Below are 11,303 nucleotides of genomic sequence, written 5' to 3' on the forward strand. Positions count from 1 at the left end.
GTCGCTCCTCAGCGCCAAGCCCAGTCCGCCCAGGGCGCCCAGAAGCGAGAGGATCAGCAGCGCCGTCCGGCGGCCCACTCGGTCGGCGTAGAGGCTCACAAGCAGCGTGGCCAAAGCGGCGCCGGCAAGCCCAACCGCAACCACCACGCCGATGCGGCTGGCGGAGAATCCGGCGCGAAAAAGAGAGATTCCCAGGACGACGCCCGTCAATCCCACGCCGAGCGACCGCAAGAAGGCTGCGCTGTAGATTAGCTTCTGGTCGCTTTTGAGCTGCATTGCAACCTAGCGCGCCTGCCGGCAAACGTACTCGTACAGTGCGTTGTAGATAGGAACCTGACGGGCCAGTCGCTCCGCATCGGAGAGTTCCAGGTGTGCAAATCCCTCGGCAATCGCTCGTAGTCCGAGCCCTTCGGGAGCGACGTGCTCCTGTCCTTTGACATCAGCGGCGCGAACGATCAGACCCAACCGATGCAATGCGGAATCCGACAGATGGTAGTCCTCCAAAATTGCCTCGAAGGTGCAGCGCTCACCGCGATGGTTGAGCTGGACTTCCGCGAGACGCGGCGCGTCGAAGGGGATGGCATTCTCCCGGCGCGCTACCTCAAGCAGTTGCGCTTCGTGAACAAAGAGAAACTCTGCGGCCGGATCAATGAAGCGTCGAATGAGCCAGGGACAGGCAACACGGTCCACCTTGATGTTGCTGCGTGTGACCCACTTCATTGCTCGTTGACCTCCAAATGCTTTCAGTCAGAGGTCAATGTTCCTTCCCTCGGCCGCTCTTGCCCAATTCCTCGAGCGCAGCCCGGAAACCGGTGGCCAGTTTCTCAGCCGGGGCCTTACCCCAATAGTGCAGAAAGATAATCACGGGGCGTGAACCGGTCATGTGGTGATGAATCGCCACCACCTCCAGGCCGTGCTGGCGCAGCGCCTTTAACACCGGCGTGATTTCGCCTTCGAGCATAGCCACATCGCCGGCAATCGCCGCGTTTTCATTCGTCCCTATAAAGGCAGCCCAGGTGTTCAGTCCCATACGAGCATTGATTGTCGCGCCCATCTCCTTTACTTTGCGGTCGTCCCGGCCGATCGTGATTTTATAGACCGGCCCATTCTGCTCGCCCGTGTGCCCGACGATGCGTGCGATCTTCGCGGTATCGAGTGAGCTTGCCGGTGCCAAAACTTTCGCGGGGCTTTTGCGTGCTGTTGCGCCGCTCGCACCGACCTTGCCGATCAGGTCGAGAGCAGGCTTGACCCTCTGCGCAAGATCCATTGCCTTGCCGTGACCATGAATGTGCATGTAGAAGACGCGCGGCTCTTCCCAGAAGAAGTGGTTGTGCAGAGCAGTGACGTCCAGGCCACTGTCGAGCAGCGCCGTCATCACCGGGTTCACCTCTTCCTGGAGCAGGACCAAATCGCCCATCATCACGTCCATTCCGCTATCCCCCTTCGTCATGGCCACCCAGCCGCCAAAGCCGAATGGCGTTGGCGTAGCGACTCCGGCGACGCTCACCTCCAAATCATTTCGCGGGATGTTGACCTTGAGGACGCCAGCCTTGTAGTCGCCCTGCTTGCCGAGATACTTCAGGGCGTCCTGATAGTCGCTCGGCATCTCTTCCGCCCATGCCGGTGAACTCAACCTGCTCATGTATTGGGTAGCCACCATGCAAATAACCAGAATTGCCGTTCGCACTCTCATTGTCTCCCTCCCGGGAGCGAGTCAGGAAACACGCCCGCCGTACTCAAGAATGTCTTCAGCTTGCCACCTTTCAGGGCGGTGCCGCGCTTCACGGGCAGGCTGAAAGCCAACAAAACCCGCATAGCGGGATTTTGCCAATCGGCATTGCAATGGTTTGTTCTACGAATAACAGAATTCTACTCCAAAGCTGTCTGCCTTTTAACGCCAGTTGTTCAGCATGAATCCTTGACCCTTCTCAAAATCGGACTGCTTGACTCGACGCGTGCGTGCCCTGAGAATCGAAACGCTTGGGGAGACAATCCCTCTGGCTCGCGCGAATTCGGGCTCGCGGGAAAAACGAAGTCGGAAAAGAGCAATGTCCGCCTCGACGGGGCTATCGGCAAAGCTCGACCAGCAGGCACGTGGAGCGATCTTTTTTCTTCTGCTCGCCACCCTGGCCCTGCAGATCTCCTGGGTGCTTCCGCTTTTCGGGCTTGCCGGGACGCCTGTTGCGCGACACCTCATCCGGATGGTCATCAAATGGTTTCTATTTGTCGTCTTTATCCGGATGATGCGTTCCGGCACGGCGGGACTTGGGTGGCGCGAGTTGGGGTTCAGGAACGATGGGTGGAGGGACCGGGCCAAGCAACTTGGGTTAGCAGTGGCTTTGACCGCACCGGTCGCGGTTGTATTCGCGGCGTCCCCGACTCTCCAAAACCTTGTCCTGCGCAACCTCGATGGCGGCGCGGCCGGGACTATGCCCGGAAGCGCCGGGCATCTGTTCGGCAACATTTTTGGCATCATGTTCGGCAGCATTATTTTCGGGATTATAGCTGTCGCGTTCACAGCCGCCTTTGTTGAGGAATTGTTTTGGCGGGGCTATGCGCTGGCGGTGTTGCCCGCGCGGGTTGGCCTTTTCGGAGCAGTGACGATCGCTTCCGCGCTCTTCGCCCTGACCCACACCTACTTGGGGCTATCGGCGGTCGTTCTCACCTTCGGCGGCGGAATCGCTTTGAGCCTCGTCTATTGGTGGAGACGGAGCTTGCTGCTGAACATCGCCATCCATTTCCTCAGCGACGTTGCCGCGCCGATCTACGTCCTGTCGAAACTATGAACGAACCGGAAAGGCTTGGCCGAGCGAGTCGGGGCCTTGCGCCGGGAGGCGCTCGCGGCTAGCCTTGCAGGACAGGAACTGTATGCCGCCGACACATCTTGATCTTGTCAAAGCACGCGAGAAGAAGCTCGGAAGACTGGCCGCCGTGCGCGCCGAGCTGTTCGCCACCGTGCAGCCGCTGGAGGACTCCTCGTACCGCTTTCGCCCCGGAGAACCCCAATGGAATCGGGGCTGGTGCGTGGCGGAAATACTTTTGCATCTGGAAAAGGTTGAATCGGCCATCGCCCGGGGACTCGAAGCTGCCGCTCGCGGCGACCCTCCGCCGCCGTCTTCCTGGTTCTCGCGGCTGCTCCGGTTGCCACCGCGTTGGGTGGAGTATCGCATCCTGAAGGCCAGCGCCCCGCGCGGCGTTCGGCCTGACCAGATCGTGCCGAAAGAAGCGATGCTCTCCCACCTGAGCGAGCTCCGGCAGCGATTACTGGAGACGTTCGCGCGTGTACCGGAGGGGAGCCTAACGTGTTATCGCTTCCCCCATCCCTTCCTCGGGACCTATAACGTGCTCGAGTGGATCGAACTTCTGGGCGCCCACGAATGCCGTCACCTGAAACAGATTCGCGAAGTGCTTGCCCGCCAAGCACACCTTTCGGACTATCGTTAAAGCGTCTTGGGCGGGCTTGCCCGCCAAGGACACTTTTCCAATTACCGCTAAAGTGTCTTGGGCGGGCTTGCCCGGCGGGTGTTCCCCGCCGGGAAGTCCTGAGCTTCAAAGAGGGCTTTTCGCCATGACGTTCAAGACCTTGCTCCTGTCCTTTGAACCCACGGCGGCGATCGTCACCTTGAATCGCCCGGAAAAGCGCAACGCCATCTCCCTCGAATTGATCGAAGACCTGCTTCGAGCACTCGATGCCTGCGAGCGCTCGGCCGCGCGGGCGGTGATCTTGACCGGCGCGGGTAAGGCCTTTTGCTCGGGCATGGACCTCGAGATGTTAAAGGCCATCAGCACGCAGTCACACGATGAAAACCTGGCCGATTCGCGGAAGATGGCGGGGCTGTTCCGCCGCCTCTACGAATTTCCGCGGCCCGTCATCGCTGCCGTGAACGGTCCGGCAATCGCTGGCGGGTGCGGGATGGTCTCGGTGTGCGACCTCGCCCTGGCGGTGCCCGAGGCAAAATTCGGCTACACCGAAGCCCGCGTTGGCTTCATCCCGGCGCTTGTTTCCGTCTATCTGGTGCGCATGGTGGGCGAGCGAGTGGCGCGCGAGCTGCTCTTGGCCGGTCGTATCTACGATGCCGCCGAGGCCCTTCGCCTGGGACTGGTAAATGAGATTGTCAGCGGCGACAAACTGATGGCCCGGGCAAGAGAACTCGTCGAGATATTCGCCGAGAGCAGCCCGGCAAGCTTGCTTGCTGCCAAACGCCTGATGACATCCATGCCGCTCTCCGACCTCAATGCCGCGCTCGAACAGGCGGTCGAGGAGAATGCGCGCATCCGCACCACGGCCGATTTCCGCGAAGGGTTATCGTCTTTCCTCGAAAAAAGAAAGCCCAAGTGGTCGCCGTAGTCACCGCTGGGCAACCAATCGCGCCATAATATGGTAGGGGGCGTTTCGTAAATGACACAGACGAAAAGAAGAAGCTTGATGGCGTTTTGGGAGCGGTTGGACCAATTCATGATCCAGTGGATGTCCGCCTACGGAACCCTGCTGCTCCGCACGGCGCTGGCCGTCGTCTTCATCTGGTTTGGGGCATTGAAAATATTCGGAGTGAGTCCGGTGAAGGAACTGGTGGGTCATACCGTCTATTGGGTCTCGCCCGAGAGGTTTGTCCCTTTTCTGGGACTCTGGGAGGCGCTGGTCGGCCTGGGACTTTTGCTCGGTATCGCTCTTCGACTCACTCTTTTCCTGTTGTTCGCGCAGATGGCTGGAACCTTTCTGGTCCTGTTGGTGCGCCCTGAAATCGCATTCCTCGGCAGCAATCCGCTCCTGTTGAGCGTCGAGGGAGAGTTTGTGGTGAAGAACCTTGTCCTGATCGCGGCGGGAGTAGTCATTGGCGGAAGCGTCAGACGAGAGGCGCGGCAAGGTAAAAGATGATCGGCTGAGGCTCCGCCGCCGTTGACTCCGCCGGGATGGCGTTCGCCTCAACGGGGTCGGCCTGAACGCCGAGTCGGCTCCAGCCAACCTGCGGCGCGGTGGGCGCAACGTTCCGTCGCCGAAACGCATCCCAGTTATCCAGGTCGGCAACTTCCTTCGTTGACAGCACGTGGGCCCGACAGTAGGCTAAAGCAGTGGAATCCTGTAGAAAGCGATCTTCAAGGCGCCGCTTGGCAGCGGCTGCATCTCTGGTCGCCGTTTTTTTCCTGGCAGACATTACCCACGACGTGGCGCATGTCCCCCTGCCGGCGCTTGCCGGCGCGGAAACCTTTTGCGAAGGCAGCCCGGATTCTCACGGACCGGTGCGCGCGCCCGGCAAAGACCGCAGCCAGCCCGGTTGTGGCCACCACTTTCACGGCTACCCGGACCGGACGCCTGCCATACCCGTCATCGTCGCCCTCGGTTCCAAGCCTTTTTTGACTAACCTTCCCTCGGCGTGCAAGCGCCTGCGTTCACTGCCTAACGACTCCGGCCGTTCGCCTCCTCTGGCCTGACCCCGCTGTGGTGGTTCGACAAGCTCACCACACGCGGGGCGGGCCCTACCGTTCAGTCCTGTTTGGGTTAGCAGGGATCAGGATAACTTCTCACCGGACAGTCCGGTGGTCGTGCTAAAAGGGAGAGGGCGAGGAGCAGGGTCGTATCGGTTGGGCGGGTTTATCTTTGCGCGTAATCGTCTCGCTTGACAAAGCAACCTCCCTTCCCATAGGTACATTCCTAGTGGGTGAGTTCATGCTCCGGTCAGCCAAGCGCTTCTGGGTTCTGGCCGCGGTGGCGTGTCTTGTTGCCGCGCAGTTCCACATCTGGGTCGAGTTTGACTCGTGTCACTGGAACCCGGCCCAGACGCACCGTGGCTCCGCACACAAATTCGGGCATGGATGTCACGGCTGCCTCTCCCAGGGCTGGCTCATGGCCCCCGCTCTTCCAGGCTTCGCCTTCAGCCCTTGCGCTGCACGCCTCGAAGTTGAAATGCCCAGCGTGGCAACCAGAAATCCTCTAGCCGCAGTGAGCTCACCCCGGGCCCCGCCTCTCTCCTGATCGGCAACGCTCTCTTGCGTGTCGCTGTGTTGAACATCCGACATTCGGTGGAGGAGTTTTCGATGAGAACACTCGTTGCCCTTCTTTGCGGCATTTTCTTGGTGCCGGGGATCGCTACGGCACAGGCGCCCGACCCCGTGCAGGACCAGATCAAAAAGCTCGAGGAGCGCGTTCGCGTGCTCGAAGCGGAAGTCCAGTCCCTCAAGGCCGCCCAGGCAGCCACGCCGCCAGTGGCGCAACCGTCAGAGAGCATAATGGCCACACCGCCAGCGGCGTCACAAGCTCCGATTACGGCACCGAGCCCAGGGGGCACGCAGCTCCCAGTCTATGGCGGGCCCAGTGCCATGGCCAAAGTCTTCAATCCTGACATCGGCGTGATCGGTAACTTTATCGGCGCCACTGGCCGTAACCGAATCAATCCATTGCGGTCACTCTCCTTGCAGGAGAGCGAGGTATCACTCCAGGCGATTGTGGATCCCTACGCCCGGGCTGATTTCTTTCTGGCGTTTGGCGAAGAGGGAGTGGAAGTGGAAGAGGGCTACGTGACGTTCCCGGCGCTTCCCGGGGGCTTCGTGGCCAAGGTCGGTAAGATGCGGGCGGCGTTCGGTCGAGTGAACACGTTTCATAACCACACTCTTCCGTGGGTGGACCGGCCCCTGGCAACGTTCAACTTGCTGGGTGGTTCCCTCGAGGAGGCCGACGTCGGCATCAAGGACGCCGGCCTGTCAGTTAGCCGAATTCTGCCCAGCGCCGCAGGAATCTTCCTGGAGACAACAGGGGAAGTTTACCGCGGCGATTCGGGAACGCTGTTCCACTCCAGCCGACGTAGCGATATCAGCGTTGTCGGCCATCTCAAGGCTTACCGTGACTTCACCGAGTCCACCAACGTCGAACTGGGTGGCTCTTATGCGCGCGGGCACAACGACCTCGGCAGCGCGTTTCTCACCAACCTCTATGGCGTGGATGCCACCCTCCGCTGGAGACCACTGCGACGGGCGATCTACCACTCGTTTGCCGCGCGGACGGAACTCTTCTGGAGCCGTCGAGAAGAAGTAGCCAACACCCAGCGCGCCTTTGGCTTCTTTGGCTCTGCTGAATACCAACTGGGCCGACGATGGTTTCTGGGCGGCCGATACGATTGGTCCGAGCGGGCACGGAATGCGACGGAGCATGACAGTGGCGGCTCCTTCGTCCTCACTTACTGGCCGAGTGAGTTTAGCCAGATTCGGGGTCAGCTTCGCCGCACGCGCTACGCCGAAGGCCAAACCGCCAACGAGTTGCTGTTCCAGTTCCTCTTCACGGTCGGGGCACACGGTGCCCATCCCTTCTAGGAGCCACCATGACGCGAAGGTTTGAGGGAAATCGTTTCGTCGCTCTGCTTTTGATTTTGGCGCTGGCCCTGGCGGCAGTGGGTCCCCTTCAGACGCAGGCCGCTTCCAAGCTGAAGATTGTTACCTCCACCGCCGACCTCGCAGCGCTGGCCGCGGAAGTTGGTGGTGACCGCATTGAGGCGGAATCCATCGCCCGCGGCTATCAGGACCCGCACTTCGTGGAAGCCAAGCCCAGCTTCCTGCTCAAGCTGCGCCGGGCCGACCTGCTTATCCTGGTGGGATTGCAACTCGAGATTGGCTGGCTGCCGCCGTTGATCACCCAGTGCGGCAACCCGCGGATTCAGGTCGGGGCTTCCGGCTATTTCGACGCTTCGCAGTACGCTGAGATTCTGGAGATTCCCACTCAGGTGGTCACCCGCGCCATGGGCGACGTCCACCCCTTCGGCAACCCGCACTACTGGCTCGACCCGGAAAACGGCCGGAGAGTCGCCCGCGGCCTCGCGATGAAACTGGCCGAGATGCGCCCCGAGGACGCAGCTTACTTCGACCAGCGCTTCCAGGCGTTCAGCCAGCGAATTGCGGATGCAGAGAAAGCGTGGGATGAGAAGATGAAGGCGTATCGCGGGATCAAGGTGGTCACCTATCACCGTTCGTGGCCGAACCTCGCGAGGCGTTTTGGCCTGAACGTGGTCGGCTACGTCGAACCGCGCGCCGGCATCCCGCCCAGCCCGGCGCACTTGGTCGAGCTGATCGCGTTGATGAAACGCGAAAACGTGAAGGTTATCTTGGTGGAGCCGTACTTCGACCTGAAAACGCCGCAAAGCGTGGGCCAGCAGACCGGTGCCCAGGTGGTGGTCCTGCTGCCTTCTGTGGGCGGAGAAAAAGAAGTGACCGACTATTTCAAACTCTTCGATTACGATGTAAACCTGCTGGTGCGGGCTTTCCAGGCCGCTCGCTAGGCTCGGGGAGGAGACATGGAGATTCTGGAGTTTTTGCGCTGGCCCTTTGCCGCCAGTCTGATCATCGCCGGGATCCACGCCTACCTGGGCGTGCACGTGGTCGAACGCGGCGTCATCTTCGTGGACCTGGCGCTGGCACAGATTGCCGCATTGGGCGCGACCATCGGCATCCTGGTCGGCATGGATCCGCATAGCGGCAGCTCTTACTGGATCAGCCTGGGGTTCACCTTCTTCGGCGCGGCGATTTTTTCACTCGCCCGGACGCGCCGCACCCACATTCCCCAGGAAGCTTTCATCGGCATTGCCTACGCCGTGGCTTCCGCGGCGACCATCCTGGCCATGAGCAAGGCCACCGGGGAAACCGAACACCTGAAACACATGCTCGTCGGGAATATTCTCGCGGTTTCCCGCGGAGAAGTGTTGCTCACGGGGCTGCTCTATGCCGTCATCGGCCTGTTCCATTACATCTTCCGCAAGAATTTTCTGCTCATCTCCACCGACCCCAGGGCGGCTGAGGCCAAGGGTATGTCCATCCGCCTGTGGGATTTTCTCTTCTATGCTTCCTTCGGGTTCGTCGTGACGCGGTCCGTGGGCATCGCCGGGGTGCTGATGGTGTTTTGCTATTTGATCGTTCCTTCGGTCGGAGCCATGCTGTTTGCCGATCGAATCGGGCCGCGCCTCGCGATCGGCTGGACGATGGGGACGCTGGTCTCCGCGCTGGGCTGCTATCTTTCGGTGGCGCTCGATCTGCCCACCGGCGCAACCATCGTTTGCACCTTCGGCGGGGTATTGTTGCTGATGTTTCTGCTTCATGTCGCGCTCTATCACGGGCAAGCCGCGCGCGAGCTCGCTGGAGCCCGTTCAGGAATGGCCCGAGACGTACGGATGAAATCAACCCGAGGCGAATGAGCCTGCCTCCGTTCGCACCCCCCAACCTCCCTTGGCTGGTGGCTTGAGCAGATCCTCCTCCCTAACATTCCAGACTGCTCCCGCGCGCGTCAAGGGTCGCGCCATCTGGAATTGGCTGGTGGGGGTGGACCTTTTCCAAAACGAGCGGTACAAGACTTCCTTGCAGTTTCAGATCGCCAACCTGACGGACAAGACAGGCCTGTACAACTTTCTTTCCGTCTTCAGCGGGACGCACGTCATCCCGCCCCGCACCTATAGCGGCCGGGTGGTAGTCCATTTCTAGTTCTAGCAGGCTCGAGTTTCGCGCTGTTGCCTCTGAACGGGGGCTGCACCGCTGACCATTTATATTTCTCAAATGCACAGACTTGCTTTTCTGTCGTTCTGAGGCTACCCTAGCATTTCCACACCTTTCGCTTATGCGCTTGCGCCCGATATTGAACGCGACAACGCTCCGCGGCGTGGTAGGCGCCGCTTTCGTGGGGGGATGCCCGCATGCCCTGCGCGTGCGGTCTACCAGGCTCCTTAGGATGGGTAGGGCCAATTCGTCGGCGGGATCCCATAGCCGCCCTATAGCTTCAAACCTGTTACGGTTTTTGGCATAAATCTACAAATTCTCATAGTGGGTGAGGCGGGTCGGCCGCCTCTGTCGGGAGCCTCGAGGACTAATTAATTCATACTAAAAGAGTTACGACACGGCCGCTTTTTGCCTCCTTTGGTACGCTGCGTGCCAACGAAAAGACGGTTACTGTGGACCTGTGTGATAGGGATCTAAAACTGGTTGCTCATCCTATCACCTAAAAGAAGGAAGACGACATTTACTCCGAGGGAGGACAATCTTCAATGATGCTTCCAAGAAACCTGTGGATGTGTGCGCTGGTGGTTATCTTGGCGTTGGCGGGAGCCACTTTGGCGCCCGCACAGCGCCTTGACGGTGACCTGCGCGGCGAGGTCAAAGATCCTGCTGGTGCCCTCGTGGCCGGCGCCAAGGTGACCATTACGAACGAAGCCACAAACGTCACTCGGAACGTGGACACAACTGAGGTCGGGGTGTTCTATGCTGGCAGCTTGCTGCCTGGGAAGTACACCGTCTCTGTTGAAGTTCAGGGGTTTAAGCGCTCCGTTCGACGCGGCGTAGAGGTTTTCGCCAACCGAGTCTCCGAGGTAATCGTGAAACTCGAGTTGGGCGTGGTAACGCAAGTGGTAGAAGTCGTGGGTGGTGCCGAACGCGTGCAGACTAGCACAGCAACTCTGGTTGGCGCGACGTTTAGGGAAGAATTATCCGGTGCAACCACTGCTGTAACCCTCGACGGCAATCCGATTAACCTGGCCATCACAGCTCCCGGCACGACCACGCAGTCGGGGGGCGTCGCTGGCACGGGCGGCTCAATCGGCGGGAACCGGCCCCGTAACAACAACTTCGTGGTGGACGGCCTGGACAACAACGACCCCAGCGTTACTGGCCCGCTTACCCCGGTGATTTCCGACGCGGTGCAAGAGTTCACCCTGCTGACCAACCAATTTACAGCCGAATATGGTCACTCCACCGCCGGCCAGTTTCTTACGACCACAAAAACAGGGACGAATGAGCTTCACGGTCGCGGCTGGCTGTACGTTCAAAACCGCAAACTCAACTCCCTGGATAACCTGAACCGGGCTACCTTCATGCCGGGCGACGAAAAGCCGAAGTTCGACTGGCAGCGGTACGGCGGCCAGGCTGGCGGGCCCATTCTGAAGGACAAGTGGTTTTACTTCGGCTCTTACGAGCGCCAGGAGTTGGACTTGGCAGCGACCGCAGCCGGCACTATCAACGTCCCCACTGCCGCCGGGCGTACTGCCCTGCAAACGCTCGCCAGTACTACTGGGAGTGGGCTCAGTCCGGTTAACGTCGGCGTCATCCTGGACAACGCGCCTGCGGCTGCTTCTGCCTCCGGTGCGCCCAGACTTGTTTGCAACGAAGCTGTTGATCCAACTTGCGCCGCCCCGGCCTCGCGGGTTCCCATTGAATTCGGTGTTCTATCGGCCAGCGCGCCGAATTTCACCCGTGAGCACCGGTTTATGCTCAGCCAGGATGTCAATACCGCGCGGCACCGATTCAGCGGCCGCTTTTTTTACAGCCGCCAGCGCTCGGCAGGG

At 60.3% G+C, this 11,303-nt stretch carries 13 protein-coding genes; 10 read left to right on the forward strand and 3 right to left on the reverse strand.

Annotated elements, in window-relative coordinates:
* The 3 genes from VIH17_05855 to VIH17_05865 form a co-directional block, all read right to left on the reverse strand.
* Window positions 1–276, reverse strand: a 276-nt coding sequence (locus tag VIH17_05855; protein ID HEY4682758.1) for a hypothetical protein, incomplete at its 3' end; no start/stop codon positions are given.
* A gap of 6 nt (window positions 277–282) precedes the next feature.
* Window positions 283–720, reverse strand: a complete 438-nt coding sequence (locus VIH17_05860; GenBank protein HEY4682759.1) for a chromate resistance protein ChrB domain-containing protein — start codon at window positions 718–720, stop codon at window positions 283–285.
* A 34-nt stretch (window positions 721–754) separates the two neighbouring features.
* On the reverse strand, window positions 755–1,693 hold the full coding sequence (locus tag VIH17_05865; protein ID HEY4682760.1) for a DUF1259 domain-containing protein: 939 nt from the start codon (window positions 1,691–1,693) through the stop codon (window positions 755–757).
* A gap of 355 nt (window positions 1,694–2,048) precedes the next feature.
* Between VIH17_05865 and VIH17_05870 the strand changes: the two genes are divergently transcribed.
* The 10 genes from VIH17_05870 to VIH17_05915 all read left to right on the forward strand — a co-directional run.
* Window positions 2,049–2,786 (forward strand): CPBP family intramembrane glutamic endopeptidase, encoded by a 738-nt coding sequence (locus VIH17_05870; GenBank protein ID HEY4682761.1) that lies wholly within the window; start codon window positions 2,049–2,051, stop codon window positions 2,784–2,786.
* A gap of 82 nt (window positions 2,787–2,868) precedes the next feature.
* Window positions 2,869–3,444 carry a DinB family protein gene (locus tag VIH17_05875; protein ID HEY4682762.1) on the forward strand — a complete coding sequence of 192 codons (576 nt, stop codon included), beginning with the start codon at window positions 2,869–2,871 and terminating at the stop codon, window positions 3,442–3,444.
* Between the two features lie 124 nt (window positions 3,445–3,568).
* Window positions 3,569–4,348: an enoyl-CoA hydratase-related protein gene (locus VIH17_05880; GenBank protein ID HEY4682763.1), complete on the forward strand. Its 780-nt coding sequence runs from the start codon at window positions 3,569–3,571 to the stop codon at window positions 4,346–4,348.
* A gap of 78 nt (window positions 4,349–4,426) precedes the next feature.
* Complete coding sequence (locus VIH17_05885) at window positions 4,427–4,876, forward strand: DoxX family membrane protein (protein HEY4682764.1); 450 nt, start codon at window positions 4,427–4,429, stop codon at window positions 4,874–4,876.
* A 230-nt stretch (window positions 4,877–5,106) separates the two neighbouring features.
* Window positions 5,107–5,430 carry a hypothetical protein gene (locus VIH17_05890; GenBank protein HEY4682765.1) on the forward strand — a complete coding sequence of 108 codons (324 nt, stop codon included), beginning with the start codon at window positions 5,107–5,109 and terminating at the stop codon, window positions 5,428–5,430.
* 603 nt (window positions 5,431–6,033) lie between these two features.
* Window positions 6,034–7,302 (forward strand): hypothetical protein, encoded by a 1,269-nt coding sequence (locus tag VIH17_05895; GenBank protein HEY4682766.1) that lies wholly within the window; start codon window positions 6,034–6,036, stop codon window positions 7,300–7,302.
* Window positions 7,303–7,310: 8 nt separating this feature from the next.
* Entirely contained in the window at window positions 7,311–8,261 is a 951-nt protein-coding gene (locus VIH17_05900) for a metal ABC transporter substrate-binding protein (protein ID HEY4682767.1), read from the forward strand.
* Between the two features lie 15 nt (window positions 8,262–8,276).
* Window positions 8,277–9,170, forward strand: coding sequence for a metal ABC transporter permease (locus VIH17_05905; protein HEY4682768.1), 894 nt, complete (start codon window positions 8,277–8,279; stop codon window positions 9,168–9,170).
* A gap of 43 nt (window positions 9,171–9,213) precedes the next feature.
* Window positions 9,214–9,453 carry a hypothetical protein gene (locus VIH17_05910; GenBank protein ID HEY4682769.1) on the forward strand — a complete coding sequence of 80 codons (240 nt, stop codon included), beginning with the start codon at window positions 9,214–9,216 and terminating at the stop codon, window positions 9,451–9,453.
* 557 nt (window positions 9,454–10,010) lie between these two features.
* The coding region (locus VIH17_05915) for a carboxypeptidase-like regulatory domain-containing protein (GenBank protein HEY4682770.1) at window positions 10,011–11,303 on the forward strand (1,293 nt) is incomplete at its 3' end.

It is taken from the genome of Candidatus Acidiferrales bacterium, from assembly GCA_036514995.1.
GTDB lineage: Bacteria > Acidobacteriota > Terriglobia > Acidiferrales > DATBWB01 > DATBWB01.